This window comes from Lachnospiraceae bacterium, assembly GCA_025758065.1.
Taxonomy (GTDB): Bacteria; Bacillota; Clostridia; order Lachnospirales; family Lachnospiraceae; genus Enterocloster.
In genome coordinates this window covers 1,155,001-1,178,464 of the sequence record CP107199.1, presented here as the reverse complement: position 1 = coordinate 1,178,464, position 23,464 = coordinate 1,155,001, and the positions used below count along the sequence as shown (strand labels likewise).

The window sequence follows — 23,464 nt, the reverse complement described above, 5'->3', positions numbered from 1 at the left end:
AAATCTTACAAACTGCTGCAAAACATTACAAAACGCTTACATGCCTTGACCTTGGAGCAACTCCAAGGTGTATGCTTTCTGCATAAAACAGATATAAAAATGCAGGAGGCATTGATAAGTATGAAGAAACGTTTTGCTATTACAGCGCTGGCACTGGCTTTGACTGCAGGTAGTGCGATGACATCTTTTGCAGCAGGTTTTACAGGTACAGGAAAGGGAGTAAAGTATCAGTGGGGTGACGGATCTTACTGCACCAACAACTGGGTACAGTACAGAAATCACTGGTTCTATTTTGGTGATGACCAGTTAATGAGAACCGGATGGATCCAGAGAGATGGCACCTGGTACTATGCAGCTGATACCGGCGAACTTCAGGGCGGTATTATGAAGATCAATGGAAATGTTTATTATTTCGACACCAGCAGCTGCAAGATGGTAACTGGCAACTATAACTATAATGGCGGAAACCATGAGTTTACAGAAAATGGAACCACAGACGGCGGTCCATACGTGTACAATGAATGGAACAGCAACGGCACCATTAAACGTGGAGCTAAGTTCGGGGTAAGATAAAATGTAACCGGTACATCATTAACGAAATAATGTACCGGTTCTCTTTCTATTTTCCTGGTCATCATTGACCAAATCACAAAATCTATATAAGATATTCTTTAAGGACACATCCGGAAGAAATATCGATTATGAGAAAATGGGAAAACAGGAGAAAAGAAAGGTATGACGGAAAACAGAACAGAAATGAAACGTCGAGAGTATCTTATAGGTGATATGTCCGAGATCGTGGGCATAAGCCGGGATACTCTCCGTTTTTATGAGAAAAAAGGGATTATAAAATCAAGAAAAAAGGAAAATGGATATCGTTATTATCTGGAAGAAGATATCCTTCGGCTTATGTTTATTGTATACAGGCGGAAGATGAACCAGAGTCTGGAAGAAATTGAAAGATATATAAAGGAAGAGAATTCCTTAGAATGTATGAAAGAACATTTAGCAATGCGTATAAAACAGGAGGAAGCCAGCATACAGTATCACCAGCAGGCGATCGCACGTATGCAGCTTGCTGAACGGGATATGGATCAGGCCGAGAAATATGAGGGAAAATATACTTTTAAAAATTTCCCCACAGCTTATAAATTAGGGGTCTGCGAAAGCCTTCTTGAGGGTCTGAAGCAGTGGTTTGCCATGTCTTCGACGATAGAAGGTCTGGACATGACATATTTTTATACATTATTTTCAATGGGGAAAGACGGTCTGCAGGAGAGGGAAACCAATCTGCTTCTTTATAAAGGAGTAGAGCAGTGGATCGGAAAAGGATTTCAGCCGGAGCAGTATAAATTGACAGAACCGGCTCCCTGTATTTATACCATTGTGAAATCAGAAAGCATTTATCTGAATGAAGAGGTTGCCTGGAAAATGTATAACTGGGGAAAATCCCAGGGTGTAGAGCCGGAACAGATTTTTTATGCCAATAATATGACAACATTTTTGGGAGAGGAAAGAAATATTCACTTTATGGAGCTATATATGCTGGTGAAAAGAGAGCAGTAAAACAGGATGAGCCAGGAAAATTCAAAAGCAGATTTCCAAAATCTGTGAAAATGTGGATAAAAAATCCACAAAATTTTCTATTTCCACATAAAAATACATATTTCCCCACAGTTTCCCCATGGTTTACACACACTATAAACAGAGTTATCCCCAAAGTTATCCACATTATCCACCGACAAACACAAGATATGTGGTAAAAAAAAGGGGAAATACAAGATTTAGATTGTGGATAACTTTTGCACTACAGGAAGGTGTATTTTCCCGTGCACCAGATCATAAAATGTGTATAAATGGGTGTGTAAGGAACGCAGAAAAAGTCATATGTTAAATTATATCTGGAGCGGAATGCTTTTTCTGGGGATCATATGGGGAGCATTTCATGGAAGACTGGCTCAGGTAACAGAAGGAGCTTTAAGCGCAGCTGGGGAAGCAGTAACATTAAGCCTCACCATGGTGGGGATCGTAGCTTTCTGGAACGGGATCCTGGAGATAGGAAGCAGGGCCGGGCTGGTAGAGCAGCTTTCGGGGAAAATGAGGCCCATATTAAAGTTTCTGTTTCCAGATCTGCCAACGGACTGTGAAGCTGCCAGACAGATTTCAGTAAATTTCATTGCAAATATTTTAGGGCTTGGCTGGGCCGCAACCCCTGCGGGACTTAAGGCCATGAAAGAACTGGAAAAAATAGAAGAGATGCGCAGAAAAGAGAAAAGCACGGTTCGGGCAGTTCCCAAAGGCACTGCCAGCAATGAAATGTGTACGTTTTTGGTCATGAACATATCATCCCTTCAGCTGATCCCGGTGAATATCATCGCTTACAGAAGCCAGTATCACAGTGTATCTGCGGCAGCTGTTACAGGTCCATGTCTTGTGGCAACTATGGTAAGTACTCTGGCAGCGGTATTTTTTTGCAGGATCATGGATCGTTCCAATAAAAAAGGAGACGTACTTTAACGTCTCCTTCTGTCTAACTGTCTGTTCTTTGCATAATAGGCCCGTTTATCTTCATACATTCTGGCATCTGCTTCAGACAGAGCCTTTTCAGCATTGTCAGTACAATCTTCTACCCACACAGAGCCAAGAGCCAGGTGAACGGAGCTTTCTGCCATATCTGCCAGTATAGAACGGATCATGGACTGGAACAGATTTTCTGTAATGCCCGGTATGAGCACAATAAACTCATCACCGCCAATACGGTATACACATTCCTCCGGAAAATGGGATTTCAGTTTTTCACAGGCATAAAGAAGGGCTTTATCGCCAGCCTGATGTCCCAAAGTATCATTGATCTGTTTTAATCCCATAACATCACCGTAAAGTATGCCCAGACTTTGGCCCTTGGTAAGGGAAGCCAGCTGTTCATTCAGGGCATGGCGGTTTTTCGCACCGGTCAGCTGGTCATAATAGCTTAAGTTTTCCAGCTTTTCAACCAGATTTCTGCGTCGCAGCATGGAATCGATAAAATGTCCAAATAGCTGAAGCATAAAAGCAATATGATCCATACGATCAAGGGGTGGATTGTCGATACCATAGAAAGCGATTATATCCTGATTGCGGGAAATAGGGCTGGTGACCAGCCGTTTAATATTCTGGGGCATAAGTGTTTCATACACAACAGGATCATAAGACATAATATCATCCAAATTCCGGATGATCACGCTTTCTCCTTTCTGGAAAGTGGAAGGCCATGTTCCCAGTGCTTCCGGTGGGATATTGTGCAGCATATTTATCTGGGGAGAAACGCCACAGGTGCACCATTCAAAGGTATTATCAAAGTTGCCATGTTTATTTTTCTCGAAAATATATACCCGGTCGCTGTGGAACATCTGTCCCAGATACTGCAATAATGTATTAATAGACTGTTCAGGTGTTTCTTCTGCCAGAGCACAGCGAAGCCCTTCATTGATCAGAGCTTCAGTGTCTGTAAACTGGGAGAAAGTTTTCTTTGTCATTTCCTGGATATCCAGATCGATCGCTATTTCAATTCGGATTCTGCGCCCGTCATCAATGACCATAGTATCTTTCAGCAGAAAAGAACGATTCACCATCGGATTAAAACGGGACCATTCGTAAAATTCATCTGGTTTTAAGCGTTTATTGGTACACATTGCACAGGGAGAGGAGCATTGCTGCAGGATTTCGTAGCATTTTTTACCTTTATAAGCAGCCTTATCCTTAAAATGGAACAGATTTCTGGCTGTTTTGTTTAAATAGATCAGTTCATATGTATCTATATCAGAAGCATAAACAGCTTCATTCATATTTTCAAAAAATTCCCAAACTTTAGACATAAAAAATCGCTCCTAGTGCATAACTATATTATTTATTATATCCGATTTTTTTGAAAAATGGTAGGACAATTTTTAGACTTTCTTCGACAAATATTAATACTTATTTGCTGAAACAGAGTTATAATACCTTATATTCAGGTTCTCCACATGCCTGCTTAGCTGCCTGTTATCCCAGGCGGAAACTCTCATGAATGATTTGTGAAAAACAGAAAGGACGGGAATAGATGAAACAGAATGGGAATAAAATCCGGTATATGAAATATAAGGGTTCTCTGAAATTGGCAGCAGCAGTGCTTGCAGTTTCGCTGGCTTTTCCTATGGCAGCCCAGGCAAAAGCATGGGATTTTGAAAATGGCAGTTATGTAGATGCTTCAGGTGCGCCTGTTGAGGGGGCAGTGGCAAAAGGTATTACCGTGACAAAATACCAGAACCGTGCAAATAAGGAAAATGGTATTGATTGGGGAAAAGTGGCTGCAGATGGCGTTGGTTTTGCCATGATCCGCATTGGCTATTATAAAGACAGGGATCCGTATTTTGAACGGAATATAACAGAAGCAGCAGCCCATGGCATAAAAACAGGCGTGTTCTTCTATACGCAGGCGCTGGATGCACAGACGGCAGCAGATGAGGCAGAGTATGTGCTCCAGGTTATTAAGGATTTTCCGGTTTCCTATCCGGTAGCTTATGATGTGGAGTCTAATTACCTGTTGGAACAGGGTTTAAGTGCAGCCCAGATCACGGAAAATGTAAATGCCTTCTGCAAGGTGATCGTAGATGCAGGTTATTGCCCTATTGTGTATGCAAATAATGACTGGCTTACCAATCACTTAAATACAGCAGATATCCCATATGATATCTGGTATGCACGTTATGGCACAGTAAACAGTTATCCAAACCGCACTATCTGGCAGTGCACCCAGGAAGGAAATGTAGATGGGATTAATGATCATGTGACCATTGAACTGTCGTTTACAGACTATAGTTCTAAAATCCCTGCAAATAGCTGGAAGAAGATTGATAGCAGATGGTATTACATGAAAGATTATGTGAAGCAGACCGGCTGGGTACAGGTGGGAGATAACTGGTATTATATGGATGCAAATGGAGCCATGGTCAGCAATACGGAAATGGTCATTGATGGCAGGACTTACCGGTTCGCTGCAAATGGAGCTATGATGTATTGAAATAAAAACCCATAAACCTATTGACAGGTAGGTTTATGGGTTTTATAATACCCATAAATCAAAACCCAGTGAACAGATAGGCATATGTGCTGTGCATGGAAAGGAGCTTATTATGGCAGGAATTGTTAAGGGAGCAGCAGGATTAGTAGGAAACACACCACTTTTAGAGCCGGTAAATCTGGAGAAAAAAGAAGGATTAAAAGCAAGAATTTTACTGAAGCTGGAATACTTTAACCCGGCAGGAAGTGTAAAAGACCGTGTAGGAAAGGCAATGATCGAAGATGCAGAAGCAAGAGGCGTTTTAAAACCAGGTTCTGTTATTATTGAACCAACTTCCGGAAATACAGGTATCGGACTTGCATCTGTAGCGGCATCCAAGGGCTACCGCGTGATCTTAACCATGCCGGAGACCATGAGCGTAGAGCGCCGCAACATTTTAAAGGCATATGGCGCTGAGATCGTCCTTACACCTGGGGATAAGGGAATGAGCGGAGCTATCGCAAAGGCAGATGAACTGGCAAAAGAGATCCCGGACAGCTTTATCCCAGGCCAGTTTGTAAACCCTGTAAACCCGAAGATCCACAAAGAGACCACAGGTCCTGAGATCTGGAGAGATGCAGAGGGTCAGGTAGACTTCTTCGTAGCAGGTGTAGGTACAGGCGGCACAATTACCGGTGTTGGCACATACTTAAAAGAGCAGAACCAAAATGTAAAGGTAGTAGCAGTAGAGCCTGCAACTTCTCCTGTTCTCTCTGAAGGACATGGCGGTGCACATAAGATCCAGGGAATCGGTGCTGGTTTCGTACCCAAGGTACTGGATACCAAGATCTACGATGAGGTTATGCCCATCGACAATGAGCATCCATTTGAAGCATCCAAGCTTCTTGCAAAGACAGAAGGTATCTTAACCGGTATCTCTTCTGGTGCAGCTTTATATGCAGCCATCCAGCTGGCAAAACGTCCTGAAAACGAAGGAAAGACCATTGTAGCTCTTCTTCCAGACAGCGGTGACAGATACTACTCCACTCCATTATTTACTGAGGCATAATTCCGGGTATCGTATACTCTCATCCCCATATTCATAAAAATATCCATTTCCACGTATGTTGTAAAAACAAAGCATGTGTGGGGATGGGTATTTTTTATGGGTTTTCTTTTGTTTTTATCAGATCTTATGGTTCCACTTATTATTTTTTATATTGTTGGTTTCGGCATTCTTGGAAAACGTCAGGTATTTGATGATTTTCTGTGGGGCGCAAAAGAAGGGATGGGCACTGTAGTTCAGGTAGTACCTTCTCTGGTGGGGCTGATGACCGCGGTAGGCGTACTTCGGGCTTCTGGATTTTTAGAATTTTTAAGTCAGATTTTAGAAGCACCGGCCACTTCCCTGGGTCTTCCGGGGCAAATTATCCCTATTGCATTTGTGCGTCTGATTTCCAACTCCGCCGCTGTGGGTCTGTTATTGGACTTGTTTAAAAATTATGGCCCGGACTCCCGGATCGGCCTTATGGCCTCCATTCTTATGGGAAGTACAGAAACTGTACTTTATTGCATGAGTGTATATTTTGGTTTTGTTGGTATCAGCCGTACCCGGTACACGCTTGCAGGGGGACTTTTGGCTGCGCTTGTCAGTCTGGCAGTGGGGGTATTTCTGGCTGACCGTCTGGTGGTTTTATAGGATCTGTTTTGTTACTTTTCACGGGTAGGAATTTTCTGAACTGAAAATTCCGTATGATACAGTTGTGAACTCTGTTTTTTCACATTTAAATACGGCAAGTATATTCTATTGAATAAATCCTCATTCTCCGATATACTAATACAGGAAATGAATTTTCAGAGTCTTTTCTCGCAAAATCAAGTACAAAAAGATTCCGAGAGTACATTAGACACACAGGAGGCTGCAATAAAATGGATAATGATTATCTGATAAAAAAACCGCCCTTACAGGCGTTATTTTTATTTTCACTGCCAATGATTATAGGAAACCTGTTCCAGCAGACTTATACCATGGTAGACTCTGCCATTGTAGGCCGTTATGTCAGTGAGCAGGCTCTGGCAGCGGTAGGTGCTTCCTATGCACTGACCAACATCTTTATTTGTGTAGCCATTGGCGGCGGTATCGGTGCATCGGTGATCGTAAGCCGCTGTTTTGGTGCAAAAGAATACGGGAGAATGAAAACAGCTGTATTTACAGCTCTTTTATCCTTCCTTGGTATCAGCTTATGTCTTGGTGTGGCAGGTCTGGTCCTTGGAAAACAGATCATGATCTGGTTAAATACTCCGTCAGACTGTCTGGATATGGCAGCACAGTATTTGCGGATCTATTTTCTGGGACTGCCCTTCCTTTTTATGTACAACGTGCTTTCTGCCATGTTCAACGCACTGGGAAAATCCAGGATCCCACTGTATTTCCTGATATTCTCTTCTGTATTTAATGTAGCCCTTGATATTATCATGGTCACAAAAATGGATATGGGAGTAGCCGGTGTTGCATGGGCCACTTTGATCGCACAGGGAATTTCCGCTGTCCTTTCCTTTGCGGTTCTTATTAAAAACCTGAACGATCTGGAAGGAAAGCAGAAAACACTGTTTGATACAATGGAGCTGTCAGAAATGACCCGTATAGCTATTCCGTCTATTCTCCAGCAGTCTACTGTATCCATTGGTATGATGCTGGTACAGTCTGTAGTCAACGGCTTTGGTTCCGAGGCACTGGCAGGTTTTTCAGCAGCCATGCGTATTGAGTCCATCTGTGTTGTGCCAATGTCTGCCATCGGAAATGCCGTTTCATCCTATACAGCGCAAAATATCGGAGCACAGCAGAAAGACCGTGTCGTTCAGGGACTTCACGCAGCCAGTAAAATGGTCATTGTCTGTGCAGCAGTTATCTGCTTCTTTTTAGAGGTATTTAACCGGGGTATGATCGGACTGTTCATTGGAAATGAAGGAACGGCAGTTGCACTTTCCACAGGAATCGGTTATCTTACCTTTATGGGTTGGTTTTTCTGCTTTATTGGTTTTAAAATGTCAGTGGATGGCCTGCTGCGCGGTGCCGGTGATATGAAAATGTTTACCGTTGCCAATCTGGTAAACTTAGGAATCCGTGTGATCATCGCCATTACGTGTGCCCCAAGATTTGGCATTGCCATGGTCTGGTGCGCAGTTCCTGTGGGCTGGTTTGCAAACTGGGCCATCTCCTATGCAGAGTACCGCACAGGAAAATGGAAGACAATGTAATGCGTACAGAGAGAACATATAATTGAGAAAGAGGTACAAAATGGAACGTTACCTGAAATTCAGAAAAGAATATCCCCGTTTCTTCTACAGAGGTTACAGCACAGAAGAAACATTAAACGAATTAAAGATCACATATACCTTTGAAATAGAAGGCCTTTCCGAATTTACTCCCACGTGGATATTTCCCAAAAATGGAAATACACAGGTGAAATGGAATGAAGACCCATTGATGAAGAAAATGATCTTTTCCCTGGGAATGGTAGAACTGGTCAGCTACTGGAAGATCACCTGTTCACCACAGGTAGTGATCGAAGCAGGCGCTTTAAACAAAGATCAGATCCTCTGGTGGAAAGATCTGTATTTTAATGGTCTTGGGGAATTTTTCTACGTAAATAAGATCACAGAAGCAGATCAGGAAGGCTTTATGGAGATCGTCTGCGAATTGGGTGAAGAAAACAAACAGAAAAATGACTACGGAAAGAAACAGGATACGAAAGGCTCTGAAAAGGGCATTCTTGTGCCTGTAGGTGGCGGGAAGGATTCGGCTGTCACTTTGGAACTGTTAAAAAGTGCAGATGTGCCTGTGTTCGCCTATATCATTAATCCCAGAGGCGCTACCATCCATACTACGGAATCTGCAAAACTGGACGCAGACCATGTGGTAAGTGTACATCGTACACTGGATAAGCGCATGCTCCAGTTAAATAAAGAAGGTTTCTTAAACGGACATACCCCATTTTCCGCGCTGGTGGCATTTTCCACTGTGATCGCAGCAAGGATGGCAGGTCTTTCTTATATTGCGCTGTCCAATGAATCCAGTGCAAATGAAAGCACAGTCCAGGGAAGTACGGTAAACCACCAGTATTCCAAGAGCTTTAAATTTGAGACAGATTTTCATCGTTATCAGACTGACTATCTGACGGGAAGTGCCTACTATTTCAGTATGCTGCGCCCATTAAGCGAGTTCCAGATCGCAAAATATTTCGCAAAACAGAAGCAGTACCACGCTATATTCAGAAGCTGTAATGCGGGAAGCAAAACAGACAGCTGGTGCGGCCATTGTCCGAAGTGCTTATTTGTATACTTTATTCTTTCCCCTTTCCTTTCCAGGGAAGAAGTGAAAGAAATCTTTGGAACGGATATGTTAGAAGATGAGACCATGCAGTCTACTATGGAACAGCTGGTCGGCATCCAGGAAGAAAAGCCATTTGAGTGTGTGGGAAGCAGGGATGAGATCAACACAGCCCTTGTTATGACAATTGACTGTCTGGAAAAAGATGGGGAAAAACTGCCTTATCTTTTAAAATATTATAAGACTACCGGTCTGTATGAAGAATACAAGGCCAAAGGAGATCATTTCTCCGGATATTTTGATGAGCAGAACCTGGTTCCAACAGCCTGGGAGGAATTAGTACGTAAGAACTGCAAATCACAAGAGTGTGAAGAAGAGGCATAAAACTATGATGATCGAAAGAATAATTCCCTGGGTAAAGGGAAAAAAGGTACTGATACTGGGGTTTGGACGTGAAGGTAAATCTACCTGGAATGTGTTAAAAAAGCTGGATTGCTGTGCCCTTGTAGATGTGGCAGATATGGCACATCCTAAAGAAAAGCCGGAAGGTATTGGCAAATGGACTGCAGGTGAGGACTATCAGAAATGCTTAAACGACTATGATGTGGTATTTAAAAGTCCGGGTGTAGTCCTTGAAAAGCCGGTTAAGGAGTATACCAGCCAGATATTATCCCAGACAGAGCTGTTTTTCCAGTGCTTCAGGGACCAGATCATCGGAATTACCGGAACTAAGGGAAAAAGCACTATTACCACTCTGATCTATCATCTGTTAAAAGAAGCGGGAATGGATACCATTCTGGTTGGAAATATCGGTATCCCGGTATTTGACCATATGGAAGAAGTGGGACCGGATACCAGGATCGTTTGCGAACTTTCCTGTCATCAGCTGGAATACATGACTGTTTCCCCCCATATTGCTATTCTCACCAATCTCCATGAGGAGCATTTAGATCACTATGGCACTCTGGAAAAATATGTGCAGGCAAAGCGTCATATTTATTCAAACCAGAAGGAGGGAGACGTTCTTGTATGCAATGTGCAGTGTCTGCCAAAGAAGGGAACCTGCACCTCTAAGCTGATCGCAGCAAAGCCTTCTTTTGAGGAAACATTATTTGAAATACCAGGTGTTTCAGGACAGGAAGCAGTCCTGCCGGAACAGATCGATATCTGGAAAAAAATGGAGATCATACAGGAAAATGATGGAACAAAAGCCAGCTATGACGGTCATTTTATAAAGATCCCAACAGACCAGATCCGGCTTTTAGGACAGCACAATTATTTTGATATCGGCATTGCCTATGCAGTGTGCAGCCTTTTAAAAATAGAAGATACAGTATTTATCAATGGTCTTAAGTCCTATCAGCCGCTGCCTCACCGCTTACAGCCATTAGGGGAAAAAGACGGCATTAAATATTATGATGACTCTATTTCCACTATCTGTGAGACGACCATTCAGGCGTTAAATACACTGAAAGATGTGGATACAGTCCTCATAGGCGGCATGGACCGGGGGATCGATTACAGTGAACTGATTAATTTCCTTTCCGGACATAAGGTTCCCCATATTATCCTGATGGAAGCTACCGGAAAGCGTATTTTAGAGGAGATCCTGAATGGATATCCGGATTTTCAGGATAAAGACCGTCTGGTGCTGACGGATCATCTGGAGGATGCAGTAGCCAAAGCAAAAGAACTGACCAGACCAGGGCACAGCTGTCTTATGTCACCGGCAGCAGCCAGCTATGGTATTTTTAAAAACTTTGAAGAGCGGGGTGAAGTTTTTGCACGCCTGGTGTCTGGATCAGACAAGTTAATGTAAAACTATGTGGAAACACAGAAAAATCACAGGTTTTTAAGAATTTTATAAGGAATTAGGGGCTTGTGTACATGGATAAAATACGATACAATCTGTAAGAAGCTTTTTAGAAACGTGAAAGGGAAGAATGTGGGAACCTACGATACACTGAATGATGTACTTGTGAACCTGTTTCGGGATATCAATAGTATAGAAGAGAAAGCGATAGCCAGTCAGGAATATCAGGATCTGACCAATAACGATATGCATGTGATCAATGCTATCGGGATCGGTACAACTAAAAATATGTCATCCATTGCAAAGGAATTGTCAGTGACCGTGGGTACGCTGACTATTTCTATGAACAGCCTTGTGAAAAAAGGCTATGTGATCCGGTGCCGCAGTACACAGGATCGACGGGTAGTTCATATCTCTCTTTCAGAAAAAGGTGTCAAAGCATATTATCACCATAAACATTTCCATGAACAGATGATCCAGGGAGTGGTTGGTGTGCTGACAGAAGAGGAACTTCAGGCGCTGATCAAAGCACTGACAAAGTTAAATTCCTGGTTCAGAAGCTTTGGCGAGAACGAATAAGGAGGCAACATTACAATGAAAAAATGGTTATTAGGTCTGCTGACAGCTATGATGGCAGTTTCACTGGCTGCATGTACACCGACCACTGAAAAACAGAAAGAAACAAAATCAGCTGCAGAAGCGCAGACACAGATGGAAGCACAGACTACTGGCGGTGCCAGTGATAAAGTACCGGATCCAAACGTAGCTCCGGTTGCTATTATTTCTATATATCACAAGGGTGACGGTGACAGCCTTGTCCAGGATATGGATTCCCTGGACAGTGATGAACTGGATCCGCAAGCTTTAGTAAATAAGATGATGGAGTACGGTATCTTTACAGAAGGAACTGAGGTTTTGGATTTCAACATTACCGGTGAAGATGACAACAAGACAGCTGTCTTAAATCTGAACCAGGCAGAAAATAACGAAGGCGTTTCTGATAATGCATTTCTGGTAGAAATTGGAAATACCTTTGTAGAAAATTTTGAATTATCCAAGCTGACTCTTCAGGTAAACGGAAAAGACCTGGCAGGTGCGGCAGATCTTTCTTATGAAGCTGATTATGAAAATGTAGACTGATAAGATTGTATGACACCTGTATCATTTTATAAACCTTAGCGGAAATATTTGATCCCCCAGAAGGCATAGAGAAATGCTTTTTGGGGGATTTTTTTAACTCCTTGTGCATAAAATTAATACTGATATCAAATACAACAGCAATCATAGTTTCTGTATAGGGGAGCAAGGAGTGAGGATATGACAGGTTATCGCAGGTTAATATCGTATATTTATGCTTATGAAGGAGAAGAAAAGGGAAAAAATATCGGTTTTGTAAAGCTGGAGTCCAGAAACGGCCAGTGCCGCCTTAGTGTAAACGTAAAAAAGATATATGCAGGGGGAAATGATATTGGTGTTTATCTGATCGCTTCAGGTCAGGAGATCCCTTTGGGAAATATCTTTATAAGAAATGGCTGTGGCGAGTTCCGCACCATTATAAATGTGGAAAATGTAATGGGGACAGGCAATTCCCTGGATAGCTACATTGGTCTGGTCATTCATGAAAAAGGGGAAGAATGGCGTGTATACAAGACGGTCTGGGAAGATGCAGTGGCTCAGGCGGCAGAGTTGGAGCTGGCAGAGGCAGCGGAAAAAAAGCCGGATGATACACAGGAACGGGATAAACGGCTGAAAAAGCAGATTGAAGAGCTGAACCGGGAGATCGATGAGGCGGCGAAAGTGGGTGATAATATAGCGGAAAAGGAAAATGTGGAAAAGGAAAGTGCGGCAAAGGGAAATGCGGCAGAAGATACAGCACCAGCAGCATCCGGGGCACCGCAAAATACATCTGAACCGAAGCTTCTGCAGCAATTACAGCCGTCTGGAGACCCGCCTAAGCAACCATCCGCAGCCCAGTCACCACAACCATCCGCAGATCAGTGGGTGCAGCCACCCGCAGATTGGCAGTCCCAGCCACCCGCAGACCAGCTGGCCCAGCCGCCCGCAGATCGAAACTCCCAGCCACCCACAGACCAGCAGCCACAGTCACCCCAGTCTTCGTCCAGCCCATTTATCCAAAGCACACAGCAGGAAGAAATCCCCCTTGGCGATCCAAAAGCCTTAGAACATCTGGACGCAGAAGAAGAAAAATGGGGTCCGGAGGTGCTTTGGGACCGTTTCCGGAAACATTATCCCAAAATGCAGGCTTTTGACAGTCCGGGAACTGCTGAAATACTTACGATCCGTCCTCAGGATATCGGGCTTCTTCCAAGAGAAAACTGGGGATACGGCAACAATAGTTTTCTCCTTCACGGCTATTATAACTACCGCTATCTGATATTTGCCAGAGTAGGTGATGAAAAACATACCAGAGCACGTTACATACTGGGAGTTCCCGGTCATTACTACAGCAATGAAAAATATATGGCATCTATGTTCGGCTTTCCGCATTTTGTCCTCGCAAAGACTCAGCCGGCCCAGGACGGTCGTTTTGGCTACTGGTATGCGGACGTAAGGATGGAGAATGTGGAGTAAATGTGCTATAATCCAACAGACAGACCGCTTTCGTTTTGAAACTGTATACTCAAATCTGCATCTTCCGTCATTGGACCGGTTATTTACGAAAGGATGCACTGATACAGGAATGCGGGAAATCCAATGAACTTTAGAAAGGTAGATATACTCTATGGATGAAGCCACCCAGAAAGAACTTGCCACCAGACAGCGCCGCTGGGAAGCAAGAAATGAAAAACGCCGCCTGAAAGCTTTAGAAGAAGAGGCGAAAGCTGCAAAAATTAAAGCTGAAGACGAAAAATATATGAAAGAAGCCATTAAGCAGGCAAAAAAAGCAGCCAAAATAGGAGATGTTCCCATTGGTTGTGTCCTTGTAAAAGATGGACAGATCATTGCAAGAGGCTATAACCGGAGAAACGCAGATAAAACGGTTCTTTCCCACGCTGAGGTCACTTCCATTAAAAAAGCCTGTAAAAAAGAAGGGGACTGGCGTCTGGAAGATTGTACACTGTACGTGACTTTGGAACCATGTCCCATGTGCGCCGGTGCTATTGTCCAGGCGAGAATACCAAGAGTGGTCATTGGCTCCATGAACAGCAAAGCAGGCTGTGCCGGTTCTGTTCTCAATTTATTAAAAGAGCCTGGTTTCAATCACCAGGCTCAGATCGTTACAGGAATATTAGAAGAAGAATGTTCAGAAATGATGTCAGGCTTTTTTACTGAGCTGCGGAAGAAGAAACATCTTCCGGGAACTCCTTAAAAATACCCCGGATCACAAAAAGTGCCAGTAAAAAAGTGGCAATATCTGCCAGTGGCTGGGCACACTGGATTCCCAGAAGTCCTAAGGATAAAGTCAGAATTATAAGCAGCGGAATCAGGAAAATCCCCTGACGGGCGGTAGATACCAAAGTTGCCCTGAAACCATACCCAATGGACTGAGGCATCATATTACCCATGATCACAGTACCCTGAAGGGGAAGAGTGAGCAGCTGCATCCGCAGTGCCAGTGTTCCGATCTCAATAACCACCGGATCGTTGCGGCGGAACAGGGAGATGATAGCGTGGGATGCCGGGAAACAGATCACACTGAGCACCAGAAGGATAATGGTACTTATGCGGATACAGAACCAGCAGGCTTTCTTCACACGGTTATAAAGCCCAGCGCCGAAGCAGTAGCTGCAAACCGGCTGGAAGCCCTGACCAAAGCCTATGATAACGGAGTTGATAAAGAACATAAAGCGGCTGACAATGGACATGGCTGCAATGGCTGCATCCCCGTAAGGCTGGCACATAAAGTTTAAAAGGATGGTTGCCACGCTGGCAATTCCCTGACGTCCCAAAGATGGGATGCCGCCGTAAATGATCTCACGGTAAATAGCCAGTTTCGGGCGGAATTTGCGTATGCTGATAGAAATACAGCTTTCCTGATGATTGCACATCCATAAAAGGATGCAGAAGCTGATAAACTGGGAAAGTCCTGTAGCTAAAGCAGCTCCGGCAGTACCCATTCCAAGGGTAAAGATAAACAGCGGATCCAGGGCGATATTTAAAAGACCGCCGATGGTAATACCAACCATGGCATAAGAAGCCTTCCCCTGAAAGCGCAGCAGATTGTTCATGATGAAAGAGCAGATCATAAATGGCGCTGCAATAAAAATATACTGTGCATAGGCTTTAGCATAAGGGGCAATGGTTTCTGTTGCGCCTAAAAGCAGGACGATTTTGTGGATATTAAAGGTAGCGGAAACAGTGATCACCAGTCCCATGATGATACCGGTAAAAAAGGCAATGGAAACGATCTGTTCTGCCAGTTCCCGCTTACCGGCGCCTAAAGAACGGGTCATGTAATTGCCGCTTCCCATTCCGATCATAAATGCCAGTGCCTGGATAATGGCCATGGCAGAAAAGATAACGCCTACAGCACCGGAAGCACTGGTGCCTAACTGGCTTACAAAAAATGTATCAGCCATGTTGTAAATAGAGCTGATCAGCATACTGACAATGGTCGGTGCCGCAAGCTTTGGTATAATGTGGCTGATAGGAGAATGGGCCATTTCATAATACTGGTCATGTTTTTCTTTTGTATGATTCATGAAAATGCTCCTTATTTGTAAAAATTTGTAAAACTCTATGTAAATTTAAAAGTTTGAAAAAAGACTCTGAAGCTTATTATAACAGAGGAAAATAAGGATAACAAGATGAATCACTTGACAAAAACACGCCCCACAGGTATACTGGATAAGCATAAATTTGTTATAAAGTTTCCACGCAGCCGGGGAGATAGCGGTGCCCTGTATCTGCAATCCGCTCCAGCAGAGGTGATGCCTTGCCCCGGACCGACCATTGCAAAGCTGCCTTGTGTAAGTGGCGTTGACGTTTGGGTCTTACGCAACGGAAACCTGTGAACCGTGTCAGGGCAGGAATGCAGCAGCACTAAGCAGGACCTTTCGTGTGCCGTAAGGCAGCCTGGACTGAGTTAACTGCATGAGTAACGTTTGTGATGCCGGTACAAAGCAAGGCGCGTGGATCTCTAACTCATAAATTCAAACCTGCAGGTTTTGGAAAGATCATTCCATTATCTGCGGGTTTTTTGCTGTCTAAAACAAGCTAAAATCCAGATTCTGTTCATTTATTATTATCCGTTGCAGTTCATTTATGCGCTGGTTTGAATGAGAAAATGCGCTTGCCCCTTGAAAACCTTTGCGCTATAATTACAAAATGGGTATAATAGAATCATTCTTATGGGCAACAACGAAAAATCCAGATTTCTGATTATGGAGGAAATGCGATATGAGAAGAATAGGTATCTTAACAAGCGGCGGTGATTGCCAGGCATTAAATGCGACTATGCGAGGTGTGGCAAAGTCCCTGTACAATATGCTGGATGATGTGGAGATCATCGGATTTGAAGACGGATATAAAGGCCTTATGTATGCAGATTATCAGATTATGAAACCAGCGGATTTTTCCGGTATCCTTACTCAGGGCGGAACCATTCTGGGAACATCCCGACAGCCATTTAAACAGATGCGCCTTCCGGATGAGAATGGCCTGGATAAGGTTGAAGCCATGAAACATACCTATAAGAAACTGAAATTAAGCTGTCTGGTGGTATTAGGCGGAAACGGAAGCCAGAAGACTGCCAATATGCTCAGCGAGGAAGGCTTAAATGTAGTATCTCTTCCAAAGACCATTGATAATGACCTTTGGGGAACAGATATGACCTTCGGATTCCAGAGCGCAGTAGATGTGGCAACCAATGCCATTGACTGTATCCATACAACAGCCGCTTCCCACGGAAGAGTTTTTATTGTAGAAGTTATGGGACATAAAGTTGGCTGGCTTACCTTATATGCAGGACTTGCAGGCGGTGCGGATATTATCCTTCTTCCAGAGGTACCCTATGATATTCAGGTAGTCTGCGATGCCATTACAAAGCGGACTAAAGCCGGAAAACGTTTTTCTATTCTTGCAGTGGCAGAGGGGGCTATTTCCAAAGAAGATGCTGCCATGTCTAAAAAGGAATTAAAAGAAAAGAAGAAAAGCGGCGTTGTCTATCCGTCTGTTGCATACGAGATCGGAGCACGCATTCAGGAAGTTACAGGCAGTGAAGTGAGAGTCACCGTTCCGGGCCATATGCAGCGGGGCGGAGAACCGTGTCCATATGACCGTGTGCTGGCAACCAGACTGGGCGCTGCAGCGGCAGAGCTTATTATAAATGAAGAATACGGCTATATGGCAGCTGTAAAGAATAATGAGATCACCAAAGTACCATTATCCGAAGTGGCCGGAAAATTAAAGACTGTAGATCCGGACTGCTCCATGATCAGGGAAGCAAAACGGATCGGTATCAGCTTTGGTGATGAGTAATAGTGATCAGTAAAAGCAAGGAGTAAGAAAATGTCGTATACGGCATTATATAGAAAATGGCGTCCTGTCTCTTTTGAAGATGTAAAGGGACAGGACCCTATTGTCCAGACCTTAAAAAACCAGATAACATCAGAGCGCATTGGCCATGCATACCTGTTTTGCGGGACAAGAGGTACTGGTAAGACCAGTATTGCGAAAATATATGCAAGAGCGGTCAACTGTGAGCATCCGGTAGACGGAAGCCCCTGTAATGAATGTGCCTCCTGTAAGTCCATTTTAGCAGGCACCTCCATGAACGTAGTGGAGATCGATGCGGCTTCCAATAATGGCGTGGAAAATATCCGTGATATCAGGGAACAGGTGCAGTATCCGCCTACAGAAGGAAAATACAGAGTCTATATCATCGATGAGGTACACATGTTATCCATTGGTGCATTTAATGCTTTATTAAAGACTCTGGAAGAGCCGCCATCTTATGTGATCTTCATACTGGCAACGACTGAAGTCCATAAAATCCCAATCACCATTCTTTCCAGGTGCCAAAGATACGATTTTAAGAGGATTTCCCTGGAGACCATTGCAGGAAGACTTCGCCAGCTGACAGAAGCGGAGCACATTGAGACCGAAGATAAGGCCCTTATGTACATTGCCAAGGCAGCAGATGGTTCCCTGCGAGATGCCCTAAGCCTTTTGGACCAGTGCGTAGCTTTCCACTATGGAAAACTTCTGACTTATGAAAATGTACTGGATGTCCTTGGGGCAGTAGATTCCGGTGTGTTCAGCAGCATGTTCAATGCTGTGATCGAAGGACGTACTAAAGACTGTATTACACAGTTGGAGGAGATCGTGATCCAGGGCCGTGAATTAGGCCAGTTTGTCACTGATTTTATCTGGTATCTGCGAAATCTGCTGCTAGTCCAGAGCACAGATGATGCAGAAGGCCTTTTGGACATGTCAGAAGAAAATTTAAAACAGTTAAAAGAAGATTCCACAAAAACAGATGGAAATACATTGATGCGCTATATCCGTGTGCTTTCTGAGCTTTCCAACCAGCTGCGTTATGCCAGCCAGAAGCGTGTTATGGTGGAAGTTGCCCTGATCAAGCTGACCAGACCGTCTATGGAGCCGGATATGGATTCTGTTCTCCAGCGGTTAAAGCAGTTAGAGGCAGCTGTAGAAGATCTGGAGGCAGGTGGATTTATGCCAAAAGCAGGTATGCCGCCCCAGGTGGGAATGTTACCGGCAAATGCAGGTATGCAGGGAGCGCAGCCCAAAATGGCAGCTATCCCGGTGCAGGCAGCAGGCACGCCGGGTGTTCCATCAGGAAATGCTTCTGAAGCAGCAGGCATTGTCCCGCCAAACCAGGTCAGTCTTCCACCGGCCCAGTTAGAGGACTTAAATCTTATCAGAAATGAATGGGCGAAGATCATACGGAGCGCAGGAGGCAGTGCAAGAGCCTGCTTCAGGGATACAGTGGTAGAACCTGGTGGAGAAGGCTGTCTTACCATTGTATTTCTTGACTCTATGAGCTATGATATGGGAAGGCGTCCTACTGTAATAGGCCAGTTAGAACAGCTGGTCCAGGATAATTATGGAAAATCCATTTATTTTAAGACCCGGCTGGCCGGACGTGGAGAGCGCTTAGATACCATATACGTTACAAAAGAAGACTTAGAAGATAAGATCCATATGGATATTACGTATGAAGATTAAAAATTAAGAAAAATTCAAAATGATCATGAGGAGGAACGCACCATGGCAAAACGTGGCGGATTCCCAGGCGGTATGCCGGGAAATATGAACAATATTATGAAGCAGGCACAGCGTATGCAGCGCCAGATGGAAGAGACAACAAAGGAACTGGAAGAGAAGGAATACACAGCAGCAGCAGGCGGCGGTGCCGTTACTGTAACTGTATCTGGTAAAAAAGAGGTAGTTTCCATTAAATTATCAGAAGAAGTAGTAGATCCGGATGATATTGAGATGCTGCAGGATCTGATCGTGGCAGCAACTAATGAAGCATTCCGCCAGATGGAAGCTGCAAACAGCGAAGCTATGTCCAGACTTACAGGCGGACTGGGCGGCGCCTTAGGCGGAGGCTTTCCGTTCTAATGGATTATTACAGCAGTCAGATCAGCAAATTGATCGAAGAATTATCTAAGCTTCCGGGAGTGGGAGCAAAGTCTGCTCAGCGCCTTGCCTTTCATATTATCAATATGCCGAAAGAGCAGGTAGATGAACTGGCCGGCGCCATGACCGGTGCCAGAAATAATGTACGTTACTGCAAAGAATGTTTTACACTGACGGACAAAGAACTTTGTCCTATCTGCAGCAGTGACAAGAGAAACCATAAGACTATTATGGTAGTGGAAAATACCAGGGATCTGGCGGCCTATGAAAAGACCGGGAAATACAACGGAGTATATCATGTGCTCCATGGCGCTATTTCACCTATGTTAGGGATCGGGCCGAATGATATTAAATTAAAGGAACTGATGCACCGCCTTCAGGCAGATGTGGAAGAAGTGATCATTGCCACAAATTCCAGTCTGGAAGGTGAAACTACGGCTATGTATATCAGCAAGCTGATAAAGCCAACAGGCATTAAAGTCACCAGGATCGCCAGCGGAGTGCCGGTTGGCGGAGATCTGGAGTATATTGATGAAGTAACCCTTTTAAGAGCACTGGAAGGCAGAATAGAGCTGTAGCTGCGGGGAAAAGCACAGGGAGATACAAAAAAGATGGATAAATACGAGTTTAATATTAAAGTTGAGCAGATTAAAAAACTGATCAACAAAAGCGATTATGAGACAGCTATGAAGATCGCGGATACCATTGATTGGAGAAGAGTCCGCAATGTAAATATTTTGTCTATGGTTGCAGGTATTTATGAGAAAAATGGAGAGTTCCAGGAAGCAAAAGATATCCTGCTTCTGGCCTTCGAACGTGCGCCTATTGGAAAACGCCTGCTTTATAAATTGTCAGAGCTGGCATTAAAGGAAGGCAGTATAGAAGAGGCGGAGGACTATTATAAGGAATTCTGCGACCTGGCTGCAGATGATGCGCGTCAGTATATTTTAAGATATATGATCTTAAAGGCCAAAGGTGCACCTGCAGAACAGCTGATCCATACCTTAGAGCAGTATTGCAATGCAGAGCTGGATGAAAAATGGATGTATGAGCTGGCAGAATTGTACAACAAGGCTGGAATGGAGCAGCTTTGCGTTATGACCTGCGATAAGATCATGCTTATGTTTGGTCTTGGAAAATATGTAGACAAGGCTATGGAGTTAAAGCTTCAGTATGCACCGTTGAATAAGTACCAGATGGATCTGGTAGAAAATAAAGACAAATATGAAGCAAAATTAAAGGCAGTAGAGCAGGAATACCGCCAGGGCACATCCTTTGTTCAGCCTGTAGAAAATACAGACCGCCGTCAGCTGGATCGTGAAGAAGAGGCAGAAGATGAGATGGTCTATGCAGAAGAAACACAGGATCAGGATGCTGGCTATGAGCAGGAATATCCGGAGGAAGAAGAACCGGAAGAATATGAAGAAGAGTTTACGGAAGAACCGGTACGGGAACCTGCAGTTACCATTCAGGAAGATGATGTGACAGAAGAGGAACCAACATCAGAAAAAGCGGAAGCTGGTGAAGATAGGGAAGTTGTTTCGGAAGAAGAACAGGTTTCTGAAGATGAGGCTATTTATGAGACAGCTGCCGCAGATGAAGATATCCGTGCCCGTTTCCATGAAGCTCAGGCACAGGAAAATCTTGCGAGAGAAATGTCAAAATTATCTGTTACAGCTATGGAAGAAGATATTCCGGAAGATGAAATGGCACAGACAAGAGCTCTTGCAGATATCAGAGAGATCCGCAAAGGTCCGGTTTACACAGGATCTAACCATCTGATGATCGAGGCTGAGGTTCCTGAAAAAGGGCTGGAACTGGCTATTGAAGCATTGCGCAAGGTACATAAAGAAACGGGTGTAAAAAACCAGGCTGCAAAGATCTCCGGGGAAAAATTAAACCGCAGAGGTGTATTTGCCCTGGCTGATAAACTGACAGGAAAGGACCTGATCATCGAAAAAGCAGGTGATATGACAGAAGCCATTCTTCAGGAATTAAACCAGCTGATGGCAAGAGATGAGACAGGAATGAATGTTGTCCTGATCGATACTGCAAAGCGTTTAGAAGAACTTCACCGGGTATATCCGGGGCTTGCAAAGCGTTTTGAATGCATTGGTACTTCTGACAGTATCAAAGCAAAAAAAGCAGAAAAACAGCCTGTTAAAGAGGCAGAGCCTGTAAGAGAAATGAAGCTGGCAGCTGCTGTAAAACCACAGGCACCGGCAGCTAAAATCCCAGAAACCACAAAGAAGGTACAGCCTTCTGAAAGGCCGGCAGTAAAGCCGCAAATGGTTCAAAAATCACCTGAAAAACCAGTTAAAAAAACTGTTGGACCAAAGCCGGCTGTAAAACCAGCCCCACAACCGGAAAAGAAACAGGCTGCAAATCCACAGGCTCAGAAACGTCCGGTACAGGCACCGGTAGTAAAAGAACCAAAGCGTCCGGCAGAAGAGCCAAAAGAAGTGGAAATGGATATTGATGAGTTTGCAAAATATGCCTGCCAGTACGCTGGAAAGATCGATTGCAGCATTTCCGGTAAGAGTATGCTGGCTCTCTATGAGCGCATTGAGATCATGGAAGAAGATGGGATCGCACTCACAAAAGCAGAGGCAGAAAATCTGATCGAAGAGGCGGCAGACAGAGCAGAAAATCCATCTTTCTTTAAGAAACTCACAGGTATTTTCTCTTCAAAATATGATAAAGAAGGACTCCTGATACTGAAGGAGGAACATTTCTTATGAAAACAATAAAATTGATCGCTCTGGATCTGGATGGAACCCTTTTAAACATGGAGAAAAAGGTTCCTCAGGGAAATTATGAGGCTTTAAAGCAGTGTGAGGCGGCAGGTATCCAGATCGTACCGGCTACAGGAAGAGGCGTAGGCGGTATTCCGCCTATGATCCGGGAGCTTCCAGGGGCAAACTATGCCATTACTACCAATGGGGCGGTCATAGCGGATCTGAAAACCAATAAGGCTATCCGGACCTGCGGACTTTCCAATGAAATGGTCCAGCGCATTTTGAATATTGCAAAGAAATATCATTCCGCAACGGATCCTTTCATTGACGGAAGGGCCATTACCCAGCCTTCTTCCATTGATCATATGGATGAATTTGGTCTCAGTCCACAGATGCAGAAACTGATCCGCGATACCAGGGAAGTAGTTCCGGATGTAATGGAATACGTAAAAACTACAGGTGCTCAGGCAGAAAAGATCAATATTTTTATGGCTGATCTGGAAGAAAGGGAAATCCTGCGTAGAGAATTAATGGCAATGCCGGAGCTTTCTATCAGTTCTTCTATGTATAATAACCTGGAAGTAAATGCAAAAGGTGCTGATAAGGGATCAGCGCTGTTGTGGCTTGCAGATCATCTGGGTATTTCCAGAGAAGAAACAATGGCCTTTGGAGATGGGGAAAATGATATTCCTATGATCAAAGATGCCGGTATTGGTGTAGCCATGGAAAATGCCCTGGATGCAGTAAAAGAAGCAGCAGATACCATTACTCTCAATAATGATGAGGATGGTGTGGCAGCTGCAATCAGAAAATTTATATTTGGATCAAGTGAAGAATGATGACAGAACATTGGTTATCCATCGCAGCAGGTGTTTTTTTAGTGGGGGCGATGCTATATGGTCATTACCGGGGCCTGCTGCGTCAGTGCGTTTCCTTAGGAGCACTGATATTAACAATCATCACGGTAAAAATAGCAACGCCCTATGTGGCTGATT

General features: G+C 44.0%; 22 protein-coding genes and 1 other RNA gene (1 of these 23 cut by a window edge). 21 read left to right on the top strand and 2 right to left on the bottom strand.

What is annotated here, in order from left to right; genetic code table 11:
* Window positions 1-120: 120 nt before the first annotated feature.
* From OGM16_05530 to OGM16_05520, 3 genes are all read left to right on the top strand, one after another.
* Window positions 121-573 (top strand): hypothetical protein, encoded by a 453-nt coding sequence (locus OGM16_05530; protein ID UYJ47716.1) that lies wholly within the window; start codon window positions 121-123, stop codon window positions 571-573.
* Window positions 574-735: 162 nt separating this feature from the next.
* Window positions 736-1,566 carry a MerR family transcriptional regulator gene (locus OGM16_05525; GenBank protein ID UYJ47715.1) on the top strand — a complete coding sequence of 277 codons (831 nt, stop codon included), beginning with the start codon at window positions 736-738 and terminating at the stop codon, window positions 1,564-1,566.
* Window positions 1,567-1,887: 321 nt separating this feature from the next.
* The gene (locus tag OGM16_05520; protein UYJ47714.1) at window positions 1,888-2,517 is read left to right on the top strand and encodes a nucleoside recognition protein; all 630 of its coding nucleotides are present in this window, start codon (window positions 1,888-1,890) and stop codon (window positions 2,515-2,517) included.
* On the opposite strand, the gene OGM16_05515 is transcribed toward OGM16_05520, so the two are convergent.
* A complete protein-coding gene (locus OGM16_05515; GenBank protein UYJ47713.1) occupies window positions 2,514-3,854 on the bottom strand; it encodes a GGDEF domain-containing protein in 1,341 nt (446 codons plus the stop codon). The two genes, OGM16_05520 and OGM16_05515, sit on opposite strands and share 4 nt — an antisense overlap.
* A gap of 224 nt (window positions 3,855-4,078) precedes the next feature.
* On the opposite strand from OGM16_05515, the gene OGM16_05510 reads away from it, so the two are divergent.
* The 10 genes from OGM16_05510 to tadA all read left to right on the top strand — a co-directional run bounded on the left by OGM16_05510 (window position 4,079) and on the right by tadA (window position 14,491).
* Window positions 4,079-5,038, top strand: a complete 960-nt coding sequence (locus tag OGM16_05510; GenBank protein ID UYJ47712.1) for a GH25 family lysozyme — start codon at window positions 4,079-4,081, stop codon at window positions 5,036-5,038.
* 112 nt (window positions 5,039-5,150) lie between these two features.
* Window positions 5,151-6,086 (top strand): cysteine synthase A, encoded by a 936-nt coding sequence (gene cysK, locus OGM16_05505; protein UYJ47711.1) that lies wholly within the window; start codon window positions 5,151-5,153, stop codon window positions 6,084-6,086.
* Window positions 6,087-6,182: 96 nt separating this feature from the next.
* Window positions 6,183-6,716 carry a spore maturation protein gene (locus OGM16_05500; GenBank protein ID UYJ47710.1) on the top strand — a complete coding sequence of 178 codons (534 nt, stop codon included), beginning with the start codon at window positions 6,183-6,185 and terminating at the stop codon, window positions 6,714-6,716.
* A gap of 230 nt (window positions 6,717-6,946) precedes the next feature.
* Complete coding sequence (locus OGM16_05495) at window positions 6,947-8,275, top strand: MATE family efflux transporter (GenBank protein ID UYJ47709.1); 1,329 nt, start codon at window positions 6,947-6,949, stop codon at window positions 8,273-8,275.
* A gap of 40 nt (window positions 8,276-8,315) precedes the next feature.
* Window positions 8,316-9,731, top strand: a complete 1,416-nt coding sequence (locus tag OGM16_05490) for a hypothetical protein (protein UYJ47708.1) — start codon at window positions 8,316-8,318, stop codon at window positions 9,729-9,731.
* Between the two features lie 7 nt (window positions 9,732-9,738).
* Window positions 9,739-11,166, top strand: coding sequence for a UDP-N-acetylmuramoyl-L-alanine--D-glutamate ligase (gene murD / locus OGM16_05485; GenBank protein ID UYJ48399.1), 1,428 nt, complete (start codon window positions 9,739-9,741; stop codon window positions 11,164-11,166).
* A 60-nt stretch (window positions 11,167-11,226) separates the two neighbouring features.
* Window positions 11,227-11,739, top strand: a complete 513-nt coding sequence (locus OGM16_05480) for a MarR family winged helix-turn-helix transcriptional regulator (protein ID UYJ47707.1) — start codon at window positions 11,227-11,229, stop codon at window positions 11,737-11,739.
* Window positions 11,740-11,754: 15 nt separating this feature from the next.
* Window positions 11,755-12,300, top strand: a complete 546-nt coding sequence (locus OGM16_05475; GenBank protein ID UYJ47706.1) for a GerMN domain-containing protein — start codon at window positions 11,755-11,757, stop codon at window positions 12,298-12,300.
* 177 nt (window positions 12,301-12,477) lie between these two features.
* Window positions 12,478-13,752 (top strand): DUF6128 domain-containing protein, encoded by a 1,275-nt coding sequence (locus OGM16_05470; GenBank protein ID UYJ47705.1) that lies wholly within the window; start codon window positions 12,478-12,480, stop codon window positions 13,750-13,752.
* Window positions 13,753-13,903: 151 nt separating this feature from the next.
* A complete protein-coding gene (gene tadA, locus OGM16_05465) occupies window positions 13,904-14,491 on the top strand; it encodes a tRNA adenosine(34) deaminase TadA (GenBank protein ID UYJ47704.1) in 588 nt (195 codons plus the stop codon).
* Here the strand turns inward: tadA and OGM16_05460 are convergent.
* Window positions 14,448-15,824 (bottom strand): MATE family efflux transporter, encoded by a 1,377-nt coding sequence (locus OGM16_05460; GenBank protein UYJ47703.1) that lies wholly within the window; start codon window positions 15,822-15,824, stop codon window positions 14,448-14,450. The two genes, tadA and OGM16_05460, sit on opposite strands and share 44 nt — an antisense overlap.
* Before the next feature lie 171 nt (window positions 15,825-15,995).
* Here OGM16_05460 and ffs point away from each other — a divergent pair.
* The 8 genes from ffs to OGM16_05420 form a co-directional block, all read left to right on the top strand.
* Window positions 15,996-16,257, top strand: an RNA gene (gene ffs / locus OGM16_05455) — signal recognition particle sRNA large type.
* 264 nt (window positions 16,258-16,521) lie between these two features.
* Entirely contained in the window at window positions 16,522-17,601 is a 1,080-nt protein-coding gene (locus tag OGM16_05450) for a 6-phosphofructokinase (protein ID UYJ47702.1), read from the top strand.
* Window positions 17,602-17,631: 30 nt separating this feature from the next.
* Window positions 17,632-19,314: a DNA polymerase III subunit gamma/tau gene (dnaX, locus tag OGM16_05445; protein ID UYJ47701.1), complete on the top strand. Its 1,683-nt coding sequence runs from the start codon at window positions 17,632-17,634 to the stop codon at window positions 19,312-19,314.
* Window positions 19,315-19,356: 42 nt separating this feature from the next.
* Entirely contained in the window at window positions 19,357-19,713 is a 357-nt protein-coding gene (locus tag OGM16_05440) for a YbaB/EbfC family nucleoid-associated protein (protein ID UYJ47700.1), read from the top strand.
* Window positions 19,713-20,309, top strand: a complete 597-nt coding sequence (recR, locus tag OGM16_05435; protein UYJ47699.1) for a recombination mediator RecR — start codon at window positions 19,713-19,715, stop codon at window positions 20,307-20,309. The genes OGM16_05440 and recR overlap by 1 nt, the downstream gene beginning before the upstream one ends.
* Window positions 20,310-20,342: 33 nt before the next feature.
* Window positions 20,343-22,472, top strand: a complete 2,130-nt coding sequence (locus OGM16_05430; protein ID UYJ47698.1) for a hypothetical protein — start codon at window positions 20,343-20,345, stop codon at window positions 22,470-22,472.
* A complete protein-coding gene (locus OGM16_05425; protein UYJ47697.1) occupies window positions 22,469-23,308 on the top strand; it encodes a Cof-type HAD-IIB family hydrolase in 840 nt (279 codons plus the stop codon). Before OGM16_05430 ends, OGM16_05425 begins: the two co-directional genes overlap by 4 nt.
* Window positions 23,305-23,464: the start of a CvpA family protein gene (locus tag OGM16_05420; protein UYJ47696.1), read on the top strand. Its footprint extends 557 nt past the window's final position; only the first 160 of its 717 coding nucleotides appear in the window; the start codon lies at window positions 23,305-23,307; its stop codon lies off the right edge, out of view. The genes OGM16_05425 and OGM16_05420 overlap by 4 nt, the downstream gene beginning before the upstream one ends.